The sequence below is a fragment of the Bacillus cihuensis genome (assembly GCF_000504145.1).
GTDB lineage: Bacteria > Bacillota > Bacilli > Bacillales > DSM-1321 > Peribacillus > Peribacillus huizhouensis.
Window position 1 is genome coordinate 92,805 of sequence record NZ_KI632500.1, and the last position, 22,058, is coordinate 114,862.

The 22,058-nt window shown below is 34.5% G+C and carries 20 protein-coding genes; 13 read left to right on the forward strand and 7 right to left on the reverse strand.

What is annotated here, in order from left to right; translation table 11 throughout:
* Positions 1-900 precede the first annotated feature (900 nt).
* The 7 genes from V179_RS28795 (at position 901) to V179_RS0125460 (ending at position 10,567) form a co-directional block, all read left to right on the forward strand.
* Positions 901-1,272 (forward strand): hypothetical protein, encoded by a 372-nt coding sequence (locus tag V179_RS28795; RefSeq protein ID WP_051405145.1) that lies wholly within the window; start codon positions 901-903, stop codon positions 1,270-1,272.
* Between the two features lie 84 nt (positions 1,273-1,356).
* Positions 1,357-1,677 carry a PrgI family protein gene (locus tag V179_RS0125435; RefSeq protein WP_028393960.1) on the forward strand — a complete coding sequence of 107 codons (321 nt, stop codon included), beginning with the start codon at positions 1,357-1,359 and terminating at the stop codon, positions 1,675-1,677.
* 22 nt (positions 1,678-1,699) lie between these two features.
* Positions 1,700-2,611, forward strand: a complete 912-nt coding sequence (locus tag V179_RS0125440) for a hypothetical protein (protein WP_028393961.1) — start codon at positions 1,700-1,702, stop codon at positions 2,609-2,611.
* Complete coding sequence (locus tag V179_RS0125445; RefSeq protein WP_028393962.1) at positions 2,565-4,637, forward strand: VirB4 family type IV secretion system protein; 2,073 nt, start codon at positions 2,565-2,567, stop codon at positions 4,635-4,637. Before V179_RS0125440 ends, V179_RS0125445 begins: the two co-directional genes overlap by 47 nt.
* 20 nt (positions 4,638-4,657) lie before the next feature.
* Positions 4,658-7,972 carry a type IV secretion system protein gene (locus tag V179_RS0125450; RefSeq protein WP_028393963.1) on the forward strand — a complete coding sequence of 1,105 codons (3,315 nt, stop codon included), beginning with the start codon at positions 4,658-4,660 and terminating at the stop codon, positions 7,970-7,972.
* A 4-nt stretch (positions 7,973-7,976) separates the two neighbouring features.
* Positions 7,977-9,911, forward strand: a complete 1,935-nt coding sequence (locus V179_RS29400) for a peptidoglycan DD-metalloendopeptidase family protein (RefSeq protein ID WP_051405146.1) — start codon at positions 7,977-7,979, stop codon at positions 9,909-9,911.
* Positions 9,912-9,925: 14 nt separating this feature from the next.
* On the forward strand, positions 9,926-10,567 hold the full coding sequence (locus tag V179_RS0125460) for a hypothetical protein (RefSeq protein WP_028393964.1): 642 nt from the start codon (positions 9,926-9,928) through the stop codon (positions 10,565-10,567).
* Positions 10,568-10,659: 92 nt separating this feature from the next.
* Here V179_RS0125460 and V179_RS0125465 read toward each other — a convergent pair whose 3' ends face one another.
* The 3 genes from V179_RS0125465 to V179_RS0125475 form a co-directional block, all read right to left on the reverse strand.
* Positions 10,660-10,908, reverse strand: a complete 249-nt coding sequence (locus V179_RS0125465) for a hypothetical protein (protein ID WP_028393965.1) — start codon at positions 10,906-10,908, stop codon at positions 10,660-10,662.
* Positions 10,909-11,255: 347 nt separating this feature from the next.
* Positions 11,256-11,816: a hypothetical protein gene (locus tag V179_RS0125470; RefSeq protein WP_028393966.1), complete on the reverse strand. Its 561-nt coding sequence runs from the start codon at positions 11,814-11,816 to the stop codon at positions 11,256-11,258.
* Positions 11,810-13,018, reverse strand: coding sequence for a hypothetical protein (locus V179_RS0125475; RefSeq protein WP_028393967.1), 1,209 nt, complete (start codon positions 13,016-13,018; stop codon positions 11,810-11,812). Before V179_RS0125475 ends, V179_RS0125470 begins: the two co-directional genes overlap by 7 nt.
* 272 nt (positions 13,019-13,290) lie before the next feature.
* Here V179_RS0125475 and V179_RS30880 point away from each other — a divergent pair, with 272 nt between their 5' ends.
* The 3 genes from V179_RS30880 (at position 13,291) to V179_RS0125490 (ending at position 16,719) form a co-directional block, all read left to right on the forward strand.
* Positions 13,291-14,952 carry a C40 family peptidase gene (locus tag V179_RS30880; protein ID WP_028393968.1) on the forward strand — a complete coding sequence of 554 codons (1,662 nt, stop codon included), beginning with the start codon at positions 13,291-13,293 and terminating at the stop codon, positions 14,950-14,952.
* Between the two features lie 56 nt (positions 14,953-15,008).
* Positions 15,009-16,304 (forward strand): TerD family protein, encoded by a 1,296-nt coding sequence (locus V179_RS0125485; RefSeq protein WP_028393969.1) that lies wholly within the window; start codon positions 15,009-15,011, stop codon positions 16,302-16,304.
* Positions 16,305-16,425: 121 nt separating this feature from the next.
* On the forward strand, positions 16,426-16,719 hold the full coding sequence (locus tag V179_RS0125490; protein WP_028393970.1) for a hypothetical protein: 294 nt from the start codon (positions 16,426-16,428) through the stop codon (positions 16,717-16,719).
* A 73-nt stretch (positions 16,720-16,792) separates the two neighbouring features.
* Here V179_RS0125490 and V179_RS0125495 read toward each other — a convergent pair whose 3' ends face one another.
* Positions 16,793-17,542 (reverse strand): phospholipase D-like domain-containing protein, encoded by a 750-nt coding sequence (locus V179_RS0125495; protein WP_028393971.1) that lies wholly within the window; start codon positions 17,540-17,542, stop codon positions 16,793-16,795.
* A gap of 164 nt (positions 17,543-17,706) precedes the next feature.
* Between V179_RS0125495 and V179_RS0125500 the strand changes: the two genes are divergently transcribed.
* The 3 genes from V179_RS0125500 (at position 17,707) to V179_RS0125515 (ending at position 20,105) form a co-directional block, all read left to right on the forward strand.
* The gene (locus V179_RS0125500; protein ID WP_152534826.1) at positions 17,707-18,609 is read left to right on the forward strand and encodes an ATP-dependent DNA ligase; all 903 of its coding nucleotides are present in this window, start codon (positions 17,707-17,709) and stop codon (positions 18,607-18,609) included.
* A gap of 418 nt (positions 18,610-19,027) precedes the next feature.
* Positions 19,028-19,498 carry a hypothetical protein gene (locus V179_RS0125510; RefSeq protein ID WP_028393973.1) on the forward strand — a complete coding sequence of 157 codons (471 nt, stop codon included), beginning with the start codon at positions 19,028-19,030 and terminating at the stop codon, positions 19,496-19,498.
* A complete protein-coding gene (locus V179_RS0125515; RefSeq protein ID WP_152534827.1) occupies positions 19,479-20,105 on the forward strand; it encodes a hypothetical protein in 627 nt (208 codons plus the stop codon). The genes V179_RS0125510 and V179_RS0125515 overlap by 20 nt, the downstream gene beginning before the upstream one ends.
* 250 nt (positions 20,106-20,355) lie before the next feature.
* On the opposite strand, the gene V179_RS0125520 is transcribed toward V179_RS0125515, so the two are convergent.
* The 3 genes from V179_RS0125520 to xerS all read right to left on the reverse strand — a co-directional run bounded on the left by V179_RS0125520 (position 20,356) and on the right by xerS (position 22,026).
* Entirely contained in the window at positions 20,356-20,658 is a 303-nt protein-coding gene (locus V179_RS0125520; protein ID WP_028393975.1) for a DUF3895 domain-containing protein, read from the reverse strand.
* 31 nt (positions 20,659-20,689) lie between these two features.
* Positions 20,690-20,842: a hypothetical protein gene (locus tag V179_RS32595; RefSeq protein ID WP_407637276.1), complete on the reverse strand. Its 153-nt coding sequence runs from the start codon at positions 20,840-20,842 to the stop codon at positions 20,690-20,692.
* 74 nt (positions 20,843-20,916) lie between these two features.
* A complete protein-coding gene (gene xerS / locus V179_RS0125530) occupies positions 20,917-22,026 on the reverse strand; it encodes a tyrosine recombinase XerS (RefSeq protein ID WP_034302614.1) in 1,110 nt (369 codons plus the stop codon).
* Positions 22,027-22,058: the final 32 nt, after the last annotated feature.

The window sequence follows — 22,058 nt, forward strand, 5'->3', positions numbered from 1 at the left end:
TAGTGCGTAAAATTAGTGATTAGTTCGCCTTCATTTAGTGATAGTTCACCTTGAATTAGTGATACTTAAGAGTAAATTCAGTGATATTTCTCCTTCAATTAGTGAAATTTAAGAAAAAAGTAGGATAGTGCGTAAAATTAGTGATACTTAAGAGTAAAATTAGTGATAGTTCACCTTGAATTAGTGATACTTAAGAGTAAATTCAGTGATATTTCTCCTACAATTAGTGAAATTTAAGAAAAAGTAGGATAGTGCGTAAAATTAGCGATACTTAAGAGTAAATTTAGTGATAATTCGCCTTGAATTAGTGATACTTGGAGAAAAGATGATAGCTGGAGTAAAATTTGTGATACTTAGTAAAAGAGGTGATAGTTCGAGTAAAATTAGTGATAGTTTGTAGTAAAAAAAGTGATTTATTTCGTAGAAAAAGTGATAGTACGAGTAAAATTAGTGATAGTTCACGTAAAATTAGTGATAGTTTATTGTCTATAAGCCTTGGTAATTCAACATTTTTAGACACCCTAAAACAATTAAAACAAGTAAAACATTAAAACAAATAAATAAAACAGAATAAAACAACTTACTATGTAATGTATTAGTTTTTGTTTTTGTAATTAAAAGTTTCAATATATTATACTCATCTTTATTAGTCTATATTCTAATCAGCATGGATATATTACTAAACTACCAAAAAATTGTATCCTTTCCTTCGTATAGGTAAAAACCACTTGCACTTTATTAGACTTTTGCATTATCATAGAAGTGCGATGAATTTAATATAATTCGACTGGGAATACCCCATTCTGTTCATGAAAGATGCGTATAATTACGCCGATTCGTGAACAGAATGGGGTTTTTTCGCGTTTTTTGAAAAAATCACCAACTTTAAGGAGGATAGAAATGAAAAAATATGTTGGGATTTTAGCAACACTGATGATTTTGTTTTCTTTTATTTTTATAACGAGTCCGAATGAAGTAGCAGCTGAAGGTGCCAATGTTACTAATGCACTTAAAGAATCTGGTATCACCAATACGGGTAAAATGGATGGGGTTTATAAAGATTTGAATGGTGTAGTTTATTTCGTTATGGCACTTGGAGGTTTCTGGATTGTAGGCATGTTGGTATGGGGTGGAATGACATTAGCAGGAAGCGGTGGAAACCCACAAAAAAGGACAGAAGGATTTATTAAGCTCTCCTTAGTTTTAGTCGGAGCTTATATAATTTTCAAAGCATACGATATCGCTGGCTGGGCTACTGGTCTTGGTGCTTAAACCTAAATTAAAAATTGAAAAACACCTTCTTTCTACTTTAGAAGAAGGTGTTTTTTAAAATATAAATAAAAGGATCTGAGCTAGATGAGGATTTCAAAAGTTCCAGTAGACATGTCAAGTGAACAAAAAGAAATACTTGGTATTTTATCTAAACGACATCTTGTTTACCTAGCAATAGGTGGATTAATTTTATACAGCTATGTTCCAGTGATATTTAATCTGTTTTCCAGATTCGGAACATTAGTAGGTGCTCTTGTCGCTCTTTTCTCAGCAGCACCTATCGTAGCAATTGTTTTTTTCTTTGGATTCACCAAAGTTGCAAAATATAACATGAATCGAGATTTTTATTATTTTATTAAGCTTCAAAGAAAATCACAGTATGGAAGCTGGAGAAAAGGTAATTAGATAGAAAGGAGCTCTCTCACCCATGAAAGATATAATTTTTCTAGTAATAGTCGGATTATGTATATATGTTATTTCACGAATAATTTTAAAAGAGCCCATCTTGCCATGGAAAGATAAGAAAACTCAACGACATCAATATCAACCAGTGAATAATAAGGGTGCAAAAAAGAATAAAAAAAATGACTCACCCTTAGATGAAGAGGAAGCCGTTCCTTTCAAGGAATTTTTTCCTCACATCTTAAAGATTGAAAATCACATGATTCATCATAGTGATTATACATTTTCAATGATGGCGGAGGTAGACCCAGTTAACTATTATTTATTGGACCAATCAGAACAAGAAGCGGTAGATGCAATATACGAAACATGGTTGGCCCAAATTAATTATCCTGTCAGACAATATCTTCAAAATCGTTTTATCGATTTAGCAGAACCTATTGAAGCCATTCAAAAAGTTATGGAGGAAGAGGATGATTTACCTCCCCTTGCCTATGAGTATGGACAAAAAATGATTGAGGATTTAATCAACTGGCAAAGATCTCAACCACGTTTTGAACTTAAACGATTCCTTATTTTTGACTATAAAATCGATCAAAAGGATATAAAAGCGAATGATCAGGATGAATTAGAAGAAAAAATCCTTGAGAAAGCCTTCAATGAACTATATAGGAGAGTCTCAACCGCTAGGTCTCAACTTAGAAAAGCTGATATGAGAGTAGACCTCCTAACAACAGACGGAATAAGTGAAGTTCTTTATTATACATTTAATCGAAGAAAAGCAGTAAAAAACCAATATAAAGATATAGAAAACAAAGAGCAGCTAGCATTGTATGTAACTGCTGACCAAAGTGCCAGCCAAATAACATTAGTGAAAGGGGAAATGAGTAATGCTAAAGAAGAAGAAGAAACAGCAGGAATCAACAGAGTTGATTGAAACTCCTATACCCGAAGATAAACTTGCAATCAATATGAAACCTGATATATGGGATGTTATCGCCCCTGAAGGATTAGGGATTCATCGTTCCTCTGACGATTACGGGATTATTAAACAATCTTTAGGTACGAAAACATATTTTCGTCCATTCTATATAACCCGTGATGGTTATCCTCGAAAGATGAAAACAACTTGGCTTAATTCTCTAACTTCCAGTGGAGAGATAGACGTCATGATTGACATTCATAAGATTCCTAGAAGCGATGCAATCCGTATGCTTCAAAAGCAAGATACCATTTTAAAATCAAACATGAGTTTTCAAGTTGCCCGCGGTAATCAAGACCAAATACAAGATCTCCAAACTAAGATTGGAGATACACATGTCTTAATGGAAGAAATACAATTCAGTGACAACGATTCATATCATGTATCCGTATTAGGAACCTTATATGCCAATAGCGAACGTGAATTAGATAAGTTCAGTGAAAGTATTGAAGATGAAATGAGTTCCCTATTCTTTAAATTAGCTGCAACATGGGGAAGAGTAAAAAAGGGATTCCGTTCTGTAACACCTTTATCAGAGAACGAAATTAAAGATAGTTTACGAAATTTAGATCGACGCTCACTATCAACCTTTGCACCATTTATTTCAGGAAGTGGAAAGTTCAATGGGGGGATTCCTATTGGAAAAAATCAAATAACTGGGCAAAAAGAATTCTATAATGCATTTGGAACTTATGAACATCCTCCTGATAATTATAATATGGCTATTTTTGGTGTATCAGGTTCTGGTAAATCACTTCTAATGAAAATGCTATTATCACGTGAAACTACTGGACTTGCTGTTTTTTCAAGATTAATAGATGTCGAGGGAGAATTTTCGAAGATTACTAAAAGATTAGGCGGTGTCAATTTAGATTTACATGAAGAGAGCGCTATTATAATAAATCCTCTTGCTATTAATGTATCAAATATTCCGTATTTAAAAGAACAGGATGAAGAATTAGAACTACTTGATGAAACAGATGAAAGAAAAATTATTGAAAAAAATGGGAAAAAGTATATTTCCTTCGTTCCTATCCGTGAAAAAATAAATGAAGGTTTAGGATTCTTTGATATTATCTGTAGGGGCAAAAACCAAGAAGATAATGGACTAGATGTTTTTGAACGAAATTATGTTGAAGAGACACTTAAATATCTGTATACAGAAAAGGCAGGTTACTCCACGAACCCTGATTCTCTCTATGAACATACCGTAAAAGAAGAAAACGGCAAAATTATTCAATCAAAAGTTCGTAAACCAGAACCAACATTAACAGATGCCTATCAATATTTAACAGAGAAGTATAGTAAAGAGTATAAAGCAGAACGACTAATTGCGGCCATTCGTCCATTTTTAATGGATGGTTCTAAGCCAATCTTCGATGGACAAACAAATCTGGGTCCCAATATTGATGCTGATATGCACTCTGCTAGGCTCGTAAATTTCAATATATCTCAAATGGAAGAAGGATTCTTACGGCCAATCGCTTATCATGTCATCCTAAATTATATATGGGAGTATTTTGTAAAAAATTCGGATAATGAGGACAAGAAAAAAATAGTGTATGCCGATGAATTTTGGACGATGGTAGACTCAGATCAAACTGTTTCATTCGCAGAAAAAGTAGCAAGGAGAGCTCGAAAAAGGAATGCGGGACTTAGAATAGCAAGTCAAGATTTTGTGAGAATTCTAGAATCAAAGAAAGCTCGTGGGGTTTTACAAAATACACATACTTTCTTTTTCCTTAAGCAAAATAAGATTGATTTAAAACTTATCGAAGAAAATTTTGATTTATCACAGGGAGAAATTAATATTCTTTTCCAGAACCCTGATAAAGGAGAAGGCATTTTACGTTCAGGACGTTCTTCCGTTCATTTAAAAACTGATCCTACTGAAGACGAACTTATATTTATTGAAAGTAATAATGCTGTATTAAATGAACACCTTAAACGAAAAGCTTTTAACCAACAACTATATCAATAAAAAGAAGGGAGGTAATTTATTTGTCATTAGTTTCCGACAAGCTCATAGAAATTTTCGAGAGTATCATAAAATTTCTATTTGATAGCTTAATAGAGCCATTTACAGGTCTAAGTCTTCTTAAAGATTTGGTTTATGGAAAAAGTGAGAAGGGTGAGTTGGTTTGGGGAACTTTTAGGCCATCAGATTTAACCGATGGGTTAAGTCCGTTATATTATACCATGCTTACTCTAACCGGTTTTTTAATTGTTTCTCTAATTGTGATAGCAGGAATGCGAATTGCAGGCGCTCCATTAAATCCAAGTCGAAGGAACGAAACTATAGAGTTTTTTAAAGATCTATTATTAGTAGGAATAGTCTTATTTAACCTTCCTACTCTCTATGATTTATTATTTACTATAAATCAAAGTGTGACCAATTTATTTGGGGGAGCTTATGAAAGTAACCTTGATAAACTTAATGAAGAACGTTCAGAGGAAACATCTGGAGTAATCGGATACATATTCATTCAATTGATATTAGTGGGCTTAACCTTATGGGCAAATTTTTATTATTTGATGCGTAAAGTTACCCTTCTCATATTAATGGCTTTAGGTCCAATCATGATGGCTTTTTGGTTAAACCCTAAGACAAAAGAAATAACTGGGGCATGGTTTAAAGAATTGATTGGCTCTATTGCTATCCAATCTATCCATGCCTTTGTTTTTTGGACAATTGCTATTTTATCAGCTACTTCAAGTGGATTTATTGAAACAGTGATCGTTTATCTAATCTTTATCCCAATTAGTGAATCAGTACGCAGATTAATACCTATGTTAGGTGGTGACATGCAAGGAGGACTTGCTAAAGCAGGATCTATGCTTGGAATGGCTGGATTATCCGGTATGTATGGTGCTGTCAAAGGTTCATTAGGAGATAAGAGCGTAATGGGAGCATTAAAAGGTGCATATTCAGGAGTTAAAGATAAGAAAAACGGTACAAGTGAGGATTCTGAATTAAAAAATACTATTGGAGCTACACCTGGAGGAGATAATGGGACGACTACTCTCGCTGAAAAAATGCTAAAAGCGGGTGAAATTACAAGTAAAGCCGGTAAAGCTGTTTTCGGTATGGCAGGTTCTATTGCAGGATCCCCACTTGGACCAGTAGGAGCAATGATAGGTGCAACTGCTGGCTCTGAACTTGGAGGCGCTGTAGGTGGCGCAATTGGTCGCGGAGGAGCGGCCGGTATCCATGGACTTCAAGCTCGTCATCAAGCTGGACAAGAGGCTCTTTTAGCCAATGCTGATAAATTGAAAAAGCAAGGTGACTTTAGTGATTCATTCGCAAATGAAATCGCAAATCGTGAAACTGCTAGTTGGGCTGACGAAAATAGAGATTCAGTTATGGCTGGTTTGAGAGAGAGATTTCCTGACGCTAGTGAGAGTGAATTAGCAGGTCATTATCAACAGGTTGAAGCTCAAAAACGCGCTGGATTTCATAGCAGTGCAAAGGCAAATTTTGCAGCTGCTCAAGCAAATGATGGCAAAAATGCAAGTGGAAGTTCTTTAGTTTCAGCATCATCAAATGCAATGGCGAATCAATGGGCAAACGATAATTTACAATCTTTTAATGATGAATACTCCAATACTCATCCACAGCAAGCAGGTGAAAGTGATGAAGCCTTTGCTACACGTAGAAATAGCGCATTTTTAGCAAAAAAAGGACAAATGCGAAATGCTTTTGCAGAAAAAGGGAGACAAATTGTTTCGTCTATGGGCGCTGACGCTCAAGAACCTATAAGTATGGCGAAGTTTAATGATAATTTATCTTCACAAATTGGAGGCATTCCTGGGGTTGGTAATGTTGATACACTCTCACAAGCAGCATCTGAAGCGGTGGCACATGTTCAAGGTGCTTCGGTATTACAACCCAACGGGAAACCTAATGCATTATATCTTGCTAGTCAAATGGCTAGTGCAAAAACGAAGAGTATGGGACAAGCCTTTATTCAAGATCAAATGAGTAACGGAATGTCAAAAGGGGACGCACTGGAAGCTTGGAATCAAAATAAGGAATCTGTCCATCAAGCAAATTTAGGTATGTACAAGGATAGTGCTGAATCAGCTGGTGCTTCATTAAGCACAGGTAATTTGACAGGATTGAGAAATCTGGGACACCAAGCTGTTCAATATGTAAGTGGGGCGAGTGGATTACCAAGCGCTGTAAAGGGTTTAAAAACAGTTGGTGAAGCTGTTAATTTAGCCGGAATGCAAGCTACTGCTTCATATACTGCTGCTACCTCCGGAATGAATGGAATAGCCTCCCATATTCAAGGATTCATGGAGGCAAGTAGTGATAGTTATAACACTGGCATGAATCATATCATTGATCGAGCAGGTGGAGCTGTACAAGCACAAAATAATATTCAAAACGGTGCGGGTTATGTAGCTGGTGCACTGTTTGGGGCAACTGGTTACAAAGTTGCAAAGTCGGCGGCCGCGCGCTTTTCTCCTTTAAAAGATCGTGTACAAGAAGCTATTTATGCACCTTCAGAAGTCTTACAAATGGCTCAAACAACAATAGATGACAATGGAAATAAGGTGGTTGCACCGGGAGCTATCCGACAAGTAACCACACCTAACGAATCTTATATTGAGGTAAGAACGAAAACAGGTTCAACTCAAGTGGTTTCTCGTCTCGGGTCTGGACATAGTGGAATGAGTAAAGGAGACGTTGTCTATCAGGATTTAGACATGCAAGGAGACCGTTTAGTAGCTAGTCCTTCTAAAAATGGACAATCATCAACCTACCGATTGGATAGTGGAGGGGCGAAGGTCCCATCTAGCATGGTTATTGCCAGCAATCCAAATGAACTATTAGGTAGTCCAAGAATAAGTGATTTCCATAAGGCTACAGATCGTCCAGAAATTCCTTCATATAGTCAATTTGTAGATAATGGGAACTTTTTTCTCGAAGACCTTAAAACAAGTGGTATGGGAAATGTTCAAGTCATTTTAGAAAAGGATCGCCAATATGTTACTGCACAAAAAGATGGTATGACCTATCGTGTATCTCCTTATTATGCGGGTGATACCAGAATGAATGCGGAAGATAGTAGACAAATACCGATGAAAATTCATCATAATGTTTTGAAGCCAGCTAATCCAATTCCAAATTCAATTGCTGTTCAATCTGCTCTACAAACAGAGGAAGGCACTTTAGAAACGGAGCCTTATTACTCCTCACAAACCTTTGGTACACTACTACCTTCAAGAGACACTATACGTGTTCAAAAAACGCTTAGTAAACGACAACAAATGGACGTAGTACGACGTAAACAAGGGCTATTGGGGTGATTGAATGGCACAAAATAACGAAGAACAAGAATCCCTTATTAAACAAATAGCCAAAGACAAAGCCAAGAAAGTTATCAAACAAAAAGCAAAAGCGTTAATGAAAAAAGCAGTTAAAGCAGCAGCTAAAGTAGCTGCAAAAGCACTATTGGCTGCTGGGAAAGCTTTACTTGGCTTTTTAGGTTCTATTGGATTACCTTATATCCTGGGTATTGTTGGTGGCCTCTTACTACTGTTTATGATCTATTTGGCTACTACCATGATTTTTACTGGAGTAGGGGGAGCAAATGAAAGTTTAACGGGAGAAGCAAAAGAATTACAAGAGTATGTCACTGTTCTTGTAGACAATTCTGTTGATTCATCTAAACCTGAGCAACTACCTTACAAGGTACCTTTAGGACTTGTAATTTCAGCTCTACAAATCTACGAATCTTATGAACGGGATGAATCTCCTAAAGAAGCAGCGGAAGTGATGGTGAATGCTCTAAAACCTGTCTTCCAGTACGTAACTCTAGATCAAGCTATTGAAACCGAGACAACAACCTGTACAACTACAGATGGACAAACCAGCTGTAGCACCAGTACTAATTTACAAAAAAGTCAGGTATCGAAGTTAGAACATGTAGAGTCATGGAACCAACAAGTTGAATTCATCTATACACCGCTGATTACAGACTGGAAAGTGAGCTCATCTACCTCTACATCAACTACAACCAAAGATGTTGTTGATGCTGAAGGAAATATAACCAAAGAAAGTGTAACCGTTGAAACTGTTACTACAACAAAAACAAGAGAACATACACAATCAGAAGAAGAAATTGTTACAGAAGATTATTCATACTATGTACGTGTTTTATCTGGAGATCCTTTTGACTATGGAGATCAAGATTTACTAATGGTTGAAGCACTGTTTGCCGCTACTGGAGGCGAAATCCGTTATTCAGAATGGTTAGAAGGTGGTTCAATGATTGGTTTCTCTGGCACAGTCACTCCTGGAGCAGGAGTTCCGACTGCATTTATGCAACACTATTTAAATGCACAGCAAAAATATAAAGTAGATTGGTATTATTTAGCTGCGTTTCATTATATCGAAACTGGCTTTTCAACCCATCCTACTATGCTATCAAGCGCGGGTGCAGAAGGACACACACAGTTTATGCCCTGTACTTGGCTGGGCTGGTCGTACCCTTCCTGTAAAGGTTCAAATGGAGGGCCAAATATACCTGATACTATAAAGTATAACCCGGCACAAATAAAAAAATACGGTGGTTATGGACGAGATGGAAATGGGAATGGGATCGCTTCTCCATGGGAAATCGAAGATGCAGTTTTCACAACGGCTTACTACCTCAGTAAAAGTGGTTTTTCAAATAATGTGGATAAGGCAATCTATGCATATAATCATGCGGACTGGTATGTTACTAAAATAAAAAATGCCGCTGAACAGTTTAAAAATGAAGCCTTATATACACCAGATTCCGGTAGTGTACCACCTTTAGCTCCTGGTACATTTATGAGACCGACTGCGGGTACAGTGACTAGTCCTTACGGATATAGAAAACTAGGAAGTAAAATGCACTATGGAATTGATTTTGGTAAAACCTCTGATAAGACACCAATCGTAGCAGCTGCAGACGGTGTCGTGACTAGATCTATTACTGGTTGTCCTGCAAAAGGTTATTATGGGAGCTCCTGCGGAGGTGGATTCGGAAATCATGTGTATGTAAAACACACAGTAGGTGGACAAACTTATGAAGCGGTGTATGCACATTTCAAATCCGTATCTGTCCAACAAGGACAAACTGTAACTCAAGGTCAATTACTTGGAATAATGGGTACAAGTGGAAGTTCTACAGGGATCCATTTACATTTTGAGTTACATAAAGGCTCTAAACAACAGAAAAAGAATGTAATAAATCCAGCATTGTTGATTCCACTGTAAATGGGAGAGTAAGAATGAATATTACCAAAAATAAATTATTGATATCAGTATCTATATGCTTAATCTTGTGTGTGTTCATTCTATTAATCATCGATAAAGAGAAAAAAGTAACAGAAGCACAAGTTGTAGAATCAGATATCGCTAAACATTTGAAGCATGCGCAATCTGAACAAATAATAATGGAAACCTTTATTGCAAATAAGTTACCTACAACTATGGAATTAATTGAAGTAACCTTAGATAATGAAGTGGTATCTAATCCAAAGCAGTTTCCTTTCGACTTATTACATTCCGGTTTGGTTCTAAATGACCCCGATATATTTTATAGCGCCTTTACAAATTCTGCATTGATAATTGAGGATTTAGATGGGGTTTCGCGTTTAGATTATTTGTTAGATACAATGGAATTAATTAATCAAAATGGTGATTTTCAATCTATAAGCTTTCAATTTGATATTGGTAAATACAAAGAAGAATTAACTACGGGGAAAATAACATTTTCGTATAGTACCAGAGAGAGTATTTCTATACCATTTTCATTAAAGTCATTTCATGGGCATACTCATGATGAAAAAGAAATCGATGAAAATGATTATTATCAAATTGATACGCCTTTATCAACTATACGGACGGTATTTGAAGATACTTTCGAATAAGATAGAAGGTTCGGGGATATAAAATAAGAACGTCTAAGAATTAGTAGTTTTCCGCTTTGTTGGAACACACATAATATCTTAGACGTTCTTTTTTATTCGCATTCGAAAAATCGATTCATGCACCCTACATCATCATTAGAGATATCCCAATCTAAGAAAAGCCATCCAAATATGGGCATAACGATAAAAAATAATAACCAAACAAGAATACATCCTAATAGCTTATTCTGCTTTTTTTCATAAGCAACTTTATCACATGAATCGCAAATATCAGGATGATCACCCTTAAAATTAAAATGTGATTTGGATGTATTGCATACTGTACAGACCTTATTTTCCATTACCCCCACTCCCTTATCTTTAGAATCCTACGATGGGGTGCAATTTGTCACGCTGGATTTGCCACTAACAACCTAGTTTTAATATGAAACTGGCAAGTCCAGACTGGTTTATCTATTTCTATGTTCTTTAATAGTTTTAACTTAATCATCTAAAGGCTTTGATTTAGGAATTTTGAATGGTGCTTCTTCTATATTCTGCTTTCTTACATCAATAATTTTATTGAGTTTTTTAGTTTATTGATCTATTTTTGTACTAAACATTCCGCTTCTTAAAGAGAACCTTAAGTAATAAACAAAGGGGAGTCTTGTTTTAGTTCTTTTAAAATTCCTAATCAGTTAAAAGTGCATCATTTAGGTCTATATATATATTCTTTCATATCTTTCCACTTTCCGAAACACCTTGTAATCGTTGATGTAGAGGGAAGTCCCATATCTTTTGCTACCATTGTCCATTCTGTCATAGTAGGAGGTGAATCAGGAAAATGCATTAGTATTACATCTTTCAAATTTTCCTTTGATACCCTATCTCTAAAAGGTGTTAGCTCCTCTAGCATTAGGAGTCCTAAATGTCTTTCAAAGACACTATGAGTAGGTAATTTATGTTCGATTGCATATTGATTCCAATGATTAATACTCGTATATTCCTTACTATGTTCCTTTAAAATGCTTTTTAATTCTTCAACTCCATATTTAAAAGGACGATGCTGACGATTTGTTTCAAGGTTTAACTTTGCTTTCAAGTCATTCCAACTACCGAAGCGTAAAATGAATGTTTGCGAATGGGGGAGTTTATTCTCCTTTGCGTATTGATTCCACTTATTCACACTTGTAATTTTATCTTTATGTTCTTCAGCTATTTTCAACAGTTCTTCATCTGATATTAATACATCTCCGCGTTTCCTTACCAATTAGATTCCACCCTTTTTAACCATTCTATAGCCCAGCTTTCTCCATTTTCCGCATGTTCCTGAATTTCTTCTTCAACATCAGCAGCATATAAAGGGAAGAGAGCTTCACCGTTTGCAACATGTTTACTTTCTTCTAGATATAACTGTAAAGCTTCATCTTCATTGTACATTGTATCTTTATAAGCGATTTGCAAGACATAGTAAGCTACATGTGCTTTATTTAATGCTTGAATAATTACTGGGTTTAATTTTAATGTCTCTCTATAAAAGGATTGTATTTTCATACCTTGAATATGATAGAACTTACCTAAAAACAAAATGTTAAAAGGTTTAATTTCACTTTTAACTATATGTAATTCCAATTCTCCATTTACCCAGTTCACTTCAATTTCCATGGAAGGGACGTAATGGTCAGAATGGTAATATGGTACAGGTGCCATATCTTCTTTAGCATCCCAACATTGCGAAATGATCCCATAAAGACCTATTTCTTTCTCTTGTGGAGAATAGAATGAACGTGAACCAAATTGGGGCAGAGGGTTTGGAAACAATAAATGTAATTTTTGAGTTTTTTGATCCAAGGCTATTAACCAGTTTGTATCTTCTTTAACTGCTGATACAGCTCTGAAAAGAATTTTTTTTGCGAATTTTTTATCTCTACTAGATTGAACGGTGCATGTGTTATCTATACGTTTAATCTGTTCTATGTACAATTCAAATTGTTTTTCAACCGTAGGTAAGTCTTTGTATTTTTGCAAAAGAGGCTGTAGTTCTTTATCTTTTTGATACGTACTTGTTAAAGATCTAGCCACAATATTCCTCTTATAAATGATAGCAGATGGTAGCCATAAAGGAGTAGTTAATATCATGATTATTGTCCATCCAATTTTTGAGTGCCCAACCATAAGAAGTAATAAACCTACTAAAAAGCCTATAAAAACAAGGGCAAGAATGAATAAAATAAATATATACGTGATAAAAATTACATTCATGACTGTTATAGCCCCTAAACCATGAACGATTCCTATCCTTTCAGCAAAATCAACCAAGCCTAACTTGTCAACGATTGGCAGAAACCATTCATCCCATTTCCATACAAATAAAACAACTGATAATAGCCCTATTAAGCCTGCTAATCCTTGGGATTTTGCCATGTTATATTGTTGCTTAGCTCCTAAATACCATAAATAATCTGCAAACATGCAATCCCTCCCTTTAAAAATATAATGTTATATTATATTATGATGTATTTGTAGGTAATTTGTCAAATGAAAACTACATATTTTTCCATTTATAACGATAATCATAATGAAATCCATAGAGAAATACTGGTAAATTATGATATAATATTTGTATTATATCAAGAATTGAATGGGAACACCCCACAAGGTTCATGCACTCGTGCATACTTGTGGGGTTTTTTTGTGTGTTAAATCTCTTAAATATTCGATTTAAATAATAGGGGGAATCTAATATGAAAACAAAAGGTATTATATTGGCAAGTTTAGCTATTTCTCTAAGTAGCTTGGGGTTCAGTCCACAATTAATAAGCGGGGAAACCTTAGAATCTCAAATTAATAAAATTGAAGAAACAAAAGAGACCAATCAAAAAAGTATAGAAGAATTTGAATTCCTTATTAAGAATTTAGAACTTGAACAATCACAAATAGAAAGAAGAATTGCACAAATCATAGAAGCAGTAAAGGATAATGAGGATTTATATTTAGAGATTGAGAAGCAAATGAGTCGCCTAGAATCTGAAATTCAGGTTGTAGGAGCCGATTTAACAGATATAGAAACACAACTTACTAGAAGTAAAGAATTAATCAATAAGCGAATGTCTATTTTACAAGAGCAGGGGGGAAACGCTTCGTATTTAGAAGTGATACTAGGCTCTAAAAGCTTTACTGACTTTATTACACGATTTGAAGCTATTGCAACTATTATTAAATCGGATCAACTTCTTCTAATAGATTATGAAGAAAAAAATAATAAATTTTCTGATCATAAATTTACATTAACTGAAAAACATCAAGGGTTAGCTGAAAAAAAGGCGGCTTATGAAGAGATTCGTTCCATCATAAATGAGCAAAAAGCGGAGCAAGAACGGCTAATGACTAACCTAGTTAATAAGAAAGAAGAACTAACCAATAAGATTAATTCATTGGAAATACAAAATTTGGACTTATCCAATCAACAAAGTTCATTAGAGACTCAAAAGCAATACCAACAATCTATACAATCAAGTATTGGTGAGCCTTCTTATTCCGATTCGAATCAAGGAGCGCCTTTGCAATATATGCAATATTATCAAGCCGCAGGTGATGCTTATAATATCCCGTGGTATTATTTGGCTGCGCTTCATAGTATTGAAACCAACCATTCTACGATGGCTTCTATGGTTTCTAATAAGGGTGCTATTGGACATATGCAGTTTCTCCCTAGCAGTTGGGTAGGGTATAAATTCGATATTGGCGGTGGAGCGGTTTCACCTGACCTTGATATAACAGATCCAGCTGTAATCCAATCGGGAAACGGTTTTGGCGTAGATTTTGACAATGATGGTAAAAGTGACCCATGGAGTATACCAGATAGTATTGCTTCAGCTGCAAATTATTTAGCCCGACATAACTTCTCTGCTGATCCAAACAAAGCTATATGGCATTATAATCACGCGGATTGGTATGTTCGAGAAGTAAACAAACGAGCCGAGCGTTATAAAAACATGAGCAATACTTCTTACACCCAAAAAGATATAACAACAATCGGTAATCAATGGATTGGAAACTCTGTGTACGTGTTTGGGGGCGGTAGAAATACTTATGATATTAACAATGGTCGTTTTGACTGTTCCAGCTTTGTTCATTGGGTATTTTCTCAAGCCGGGATAGATTTAGGAGATCGAACCTCTGTCACTACAGATACTCTAAAACATTTAGGGACTGCTATAAATCCAAATGAGATGATGCCAGGTGACTTAGTATTTTTTGATACATATAAGAAGGATGGTCATGTAGGGATTTATTTAGGTGATGGTGAGTTTATAGGAGCCCAGGGTTCAACAGGAGTAGCAATAGCGAATCTTGATGGGGGATATTGGAAGGAAAAATTTAATGGACGCGTAAAGCGTATTTAAATTTAAAGGATTATACTTTATGTAGATAAATAAACAGAAAAAGAGAGGGACTGGGAATGAAGCTATTAAAAAAAGGAGAAAAATACCCAATCGAATCTTCTATAAATAATTTGGATATTGATATAGGATGGAGTGCACCGGCAAATTATGATATGGATGTTTCTGCCTTTTTATTAGAAGGAGATGGACTGGTTCATCAAGATTCAAATATGATTTTTTACAACAATCCGTCATCATCTGATCAATCCGTTATTCGGCTGAATCCTACTTTAATACAAAAAGAGCAGTTCAAAGTGAATTTAGCTTGTGTATCAAAGTCTATTCAGAAAGTTTCTTTTGTATTAACAATCCACGAATCCGCTCATACTAAACAAACTTTTCAATACATTTCAATGGTTCATTTACAAATTCGAAACGGTGACAATTCACCAATTCTTTCATTTACAATGAACGGTCCTTTTTCAAATGAAACAGCATTGATTTTATTTGAATTATATCGTTATCAAGACCATTGGAAAATCAATCCGGTTGGAAGCGGTTTTTATGGAGGATTAGCGGATGTTTGCAAGGATTATGGGTTATCTGTATATGAACCGACTCATTCAACAGAGATGGTGCCCTTACAATCGTATCCTTATCAGTTTTCAGGAATTGAGCAAACTCTGTATGAAAAACTAATTAATCGACTTTCATCATTTCAAATAAATCTAAATAATATGAGCATGAAACAAGCTCAAAAAGTGATTCAGTTTGCTTTTGAACAGATTCTACATAAAGATCACTATTTAGAGCGTTCCATTAGTTCACAAGAATATCAAATTTCTTATCTGAACGGACATAATACAATCGATATTAAAATGTTGTATCAAACAACAAAAGAACAAGAATTAATAGTCGATCGCAAAATAAGTGAGATCATTAAAACCGTTCCAATGCATGTATCCGCACCCCAAAAAGTTAAATTCATTCATGATTTCATTGTCCAACATGTAGATTATGATCAATCGCTTACAGAATACACTGCTTATGCTGCGTTGGTGAAAAGACGAACTGTTTGTCAAGGATATGCACAACTGGCCTACCGCTTGTTGAACGAAATCGGTGTAGAAACACTCATCATTCGAGGTGAGGCGAAAGTTAAGCAATTAGGAACAAGAGCAGCACATGCTTGGAATATGGTAAAAGTCAATGGCGATTGGTTTCATCTAGATTGCACATGGGATGATCCAATAGGAAGCGAACAAATTCATTATGATTATTTCTTAATTAGTGATTTAGAAATCAGAAGAACGCACTCTTGGGAAAGTAGAAAGTACCCAAAGGCTCCTAAAAATTCAGTGCATTTAGTTTGAAACTTATATACTAGGAAACTTACCACAATTCATACTAGATATGTTTCATTATAAATAAACTATAATAAGAAATTACGTCAAACAATATGTAGGATGAAATTTCTCCATAAAGGAGATGATTATGATAACTATTATTTCGATAGTTCTAACTTTTCTTTATTTGCTTTCTTGTTTTTTTACTTTGAAAGGTGTACCTATTTTAACTCATACTTATGCTAATCCGTTGCCACGTCATATGGGAATAAAAATGCTTTTAATAGGATTAATTATTCGCTTTGTTACCTTATTATTTGCTTGGTTAAATGGTTTACCACTTTTTATTTCTTGCATTGCACAATTCTTACCTATAGTTTCTTTATTTATATATCTTTGGATTGATGATGCAATAAGAAAGAAGAAAACAACTATTTATTAATGGTTTGATTCGGTATAAGAAAAAAAACATGGCGAATTCCGATACGAATCACCATGTTTTTTATTTAATTATATTAAATATATTTAATATATAACTTCTTGAATTCCTCTGAAAATTCAGCAACAAGTTCTTTATCTATTGAAGTAATCCAAGTTTCATCATTATATTCAGCAGCATAAGTCCAATTATATGATCCATGCATTACAAATTCAAAATCTACAATACAAAATTTATTATGAACAAGGTTGTTTCCATATGCTCCAAATCCAGGAACAAATAAGGCATTAAAATCACTTATTAACTCAGCTTTTAATTTATTATTATTAGATGCGTCTGAAGTAATAATTCTAACTTGTACACCTTCTTTTTTCTTAGCTAAAAGTTCTTCGTAGATTACTTTGTCTGTAAACCATGCAACAGACACCCAAATAACATATTTTGCAATACGGATACCTTGTATGATTTCCTCTCTAATCTCTTCAAATGCTACAGAATGTTCTACAATTTCGATATCTTGACCTTCAACGAATTTAGGTCTTATAAGCACATTTCCTAAATCATATTCTTTAGTCTCTTTATATATGTAAGTTACTAATTTTTTAAAAGATTGGATTAATTTTTTTGCATCTTTCAACATAGGTATTCTAACTCGAATAGCTATATCTTCATAACACTGATAATGCTTTCTTGTAAAAGTTGTTGTTTTTTCAAATTCTATTTCCGCATATCGCAAAATACTCAGCATTTTTTCTTTCTCTTCGTAATCATCGCCATCCCATTTCAATGTCTCTATCATTGTTCTTAAGAATTTTTTTTCATCCATAATGCCACCTCTTTAAAATTTTATTGTTTTATATATTCAATATGATAAAGGATAAATTTAAGAAGCTCGATACTTTTAAATGAAATACCAGACTTTGTGGGCATATAAATTGAAAGTTATTGGATATTTTTCATGGGAATTGTTTATAAATAAAGGAAAACCCTTTGGAGGTCTGCACCATTTTTTTATATCCGATGTTATTAGAGACGTTTAGTAAGCACGAACCATATGAACCATTTTCCGATCCAGCATACCTCCATGAAGTTAAATTTAATGGAATCCGCCTCATTTACACCAAAAATGCGAATGGACATGTAGAATTATTTACTCGACATAGAACACAAATAACAAAAAAATTTCCAGAGGTCGTTATAACCGGTCTGCCCAATGATTCAATATTGGACGGTGAATTAGTTTGCTTCCATAAAGGAAGGGATAACTTTTCTAAGGTAATGAACCGATTCCGTCTTTCAAATAATCGAAAAATAGAAGAAGCAGTCTTGTTGAATCCTTCTACATTTATGGTGTTTGATGTATTAAGGTGGGAGGGCCAACAAATGACTCATTTGCCCCTTACACAAAGAAAAGAATTGCTCGAAAAACATTTTGTAATGAATCCTCATACAAAGATGGTTGACTACCGATTGACGGATGGCATCTCACTTTTTCAAGAAGTAGAAGAGCGGCAGCAGGAGGGGATCGTAAGTAAAAGACTTGAGAGTCGCTACCTTGTAGGGAAAAGATCTACTAAAGGCGATTGGATAAAAATTATCTCTTGGACGTATGTGGAGGAAGCATGGATAACAGGATATCGAAACGATAAATTTGGGCTCTTATGTTCTGAAAGAGATGAATTAACAGGAATAATGCGACCGCTCGGTATTGTAGAGTTTGGTTTGACTAGAGAGCAAAAAGTTGCCTTTTTTAATATTGTCTCTCAATTAATTATTAATGAAGATAAGAAGTTTACCTATATAGAGCCTGTACTTCGTTGTAAATTAAAAGGGAGAGGCTATACCGATAATGGCTTCCTATTTACTCCAGTATTTGTGGAGTTTATCCTCTAACAAGGCGTCCAGGTGAAGAAAAAAGTACACATCTTGGGCTATAACATAAAGAAGATACTCCTTAAACGACTTTATTGTAATTAAAGAACTTCATTATTCGAGAACAAAATAAAGAATGGACTCCGTTAAAACGGAATCCATTCTTTATTTTGTTTTTACACTAAGTAACTTTACTCCGGCTTTCTTTGCTTTTTTACTAGAAGCTTGTATCCATTTAATATTATCTTTTTTTATTTTATCCGACATATTTTCATCCTCCAATATCAATCTATATATCTCCATCTTGGACAAGTTCCTTTTAAAATATACTAAAATATGTTCTAAAACTCTTCCCTCCATCCTATATTAAAGAAAAGGGTGTCCAAATGGACAAATGCCCTAGAGATAAATTGAAATAATTGAGGGGAGAAGTGGGGAAGTGAAGTATATTAATCCTATATTTTCAAAACGCAATAATGATTCAAGTGAAAAGACAGTAAAAGCTACATCGTCTAAAGCAACTCGAAAAACTCGTTCAGACAAAACTCATGACATTAAGTTTGTAACTACACAGATCCTTCATATGAAGCTTCAAACCCTCTGTAAACAGGCAACAAGACTTTATAAACCTCACACAAATGAACGTCTTACCCAAACTAAATTCAATACAATGTTGCTACGTTATGGGCTTAATCATCAGCACATCATTAATTGGTCTGCAGATTATACAGACAAGCAAGGATATATGCATGTTCGCCCATTAGAAGAAAGTGAATATACAGAATTAGCTGGTCCGTATGGGCTTTCCATTCGACACAGACTATCTGAGAGAAGAACTGTTTATTGTATTGTTTATTCAGTTGTACTTTGGCTAGAAAGGGGCGGCTCACTTGAAGAGATCGTACAGTGAATATGATATCTTACTAGGTAGGTTGAACGGCTCCTCAATGACAAGAACTTTTTTTCAATTTATTAAGACTTATAAGAAAAAGCTAACCATTAAAATACCATACTACGAATATTTGCGTGGTCAGGTATTTGTTGAAGACATGAAAATTGCGTATGGAGATAAGGTTCCTACTTCCTTTAATATCGCTGAGCTGATTTACATGTTATATGACGATTTCTTGTTTCAAGTGCAAACAGGAGGAGAACACGAAATAGCAGCTAAATTTTTAGCCAATGAAAAAAGATCATTGGGTCAGAATCGTAAAAAAGCTGAAAAAAAAATTCTACGGCCTATCTCAACAAATGTTTTTAGCTTTGAATATGAAGAAATTGAAGAAGTAAAAGAAGAGCAAATGGCATACTTAGAAATTTTGATAAAGGAGCAAGAATTATATCGCGGGGAAGTTCTCCTTCATGATTTAGAACCATACTTGGAAAATGAGTTAGTTATGGTGGAAGATGTTTTTGCAATTATGTATTTGGATTTCATTCAAAGAGTGAAAAAACTAGGAAACTCACACGAAGTTAAAAGCAGCATACAAGGAATCTTATATAAGTTGAACAATTAAAACTAATAGATGAAGCGATACAAGCACTGTTAGTTCTTAATAACACCTAATTAAATATGTGCACAATGTGAGATGAAACGTCAATGAAAAGCTTATATGCCTAATGGCTCGCACAAGCTGAGTCATTTTTTTATTAATGAAAATAATAAAACCCGTTCTAAGAACGGGTTACATTGGTAGTTAAATACGTCTTTTTATCGGATGCGTGTGCACTTCAGAAACTTCAATAATTATATCTTAATCACAATAGCTACTTTATTAATTTATAAATTCTATCTTGCTTATCTTTGTCTTCAACCAATAAGAGTATGCCCTGAGAAACGAAGGTATCTAGCCAGGAACAAACTTGTCCATAATCTCTGGGCTTAGTAGTTGAAAAACGTTCACAAGAAATCTTTCCTAATTTCATTAATTTCTCACATATTTGTAATGCGCTAGTTTCCCCTGATTCCAAGAGAGCTATAATTTCTCTTTGAAGGGGAGAAGGCTCTTGAATTTCATTTATTACCTTATTTTCTTCAATGAACAGGTCTTCAAATGAAATTTGGTTCATAATTTCACAACCTTTAAATTATATTAGTTTTCTATATATTTTTTTTCATTCCACAATTTCTACATTCACGAATGAAGTCGCCATTCTTAATAGAACTATTAAAATGAGCTTTTTGGCAATTATCGCAGCGTCCGCTCATAATATCCGGTCTGTCCTTATAGTCGTATATAATATCTAGATTTATTTGTTCATTTTCCAATATCTTACCTCTTTCTTTTGCTGTGGGGATGGAACACTGGTTTATCTAAAATCCACATCTCAAAATTCTTTCTTTTTATCCATACGATCCAATACTTCTCTATGTTCGCTCTGTGACAAATTCGTATAGAGTGCGGTGGTCTCAATGGAGTTATGTCCCAATTGATCTCTGAGGGCTATCAAACTTCCACCTTCATCAAGCCATTGCTTAGCAAAAGTGTGGCGCAATTTATGTGGAGTTAATTGTTTACCAGACATGTAAGCACCTGTGTATTTTTTTATCATTGCACGTATGGCTTCAATTGTTATTGGATTAGCTTTTTTCTTATAAATAGTAAGAAATGCAAATTGATTTTTTTTATCTGGTTTGTATAATTCTTCACGAACATCTAAATAAGACTTCAAATCCTGCATTGCGGTTCTTGTTACGCTAATTGTATCTATTTTATTACCTTTACGTAGTGCAGTTATGTTATTCTCAACAAAATCTATGTCAGTTAATAATAAGCCAGCAACTTCTTTTACCCTTACCCCAGATCCAGTAAATAGAGAAATTATCGCTATATCTCGCTCCTTGTTATTTTTAAATCTTGCTTTTTGAAAGGGAGTTAGGGTGGTTTCATAACGGTTCTTCATAAAATCAATAAAATCACCTGAATCATTCTCGACCAATAGATTTGAACTAATCTTTTTAGCTCGGTATGAAGCTGACTCACTTTTCTTGGGAGTTTTTATTTTAGACATGACATTTCTATAGAAGTAACATTCTCCATCATCGTCTTCAGTTTCAGTAGTCAGATAATTAAAAAGGGACTTTAAAGATTGAATATATCGATTTAGACTTGCATCTGACCTTTTAACAAATACACCTTCATTTTTCTCTATTAGTTCATCTGTAAGCATTTCAAAGAAGAATTCAATTTCTTTTTTTCTTAATTTCTCTAAAACAGAATAGGGGATGTCTTTTAGAGATTCCTCATTTGTAAAACCTTCTTGATTTAACCAGGTAAAGAAACGCTTATAATCATGTAAATAACCACTTAATGTTTCGGGTGAATATTTCGCTCTTTTTTTTGCGCGAACAAATTCAGCAACATAGGAAGGTAGCTCATTAAGTGCCGATTCAATATGTTTTTCTGCTAATAAGACTTTACGAGTAGGGACAGGCAATTCGCACACTCCTTTATTGTCGAATTTTATCG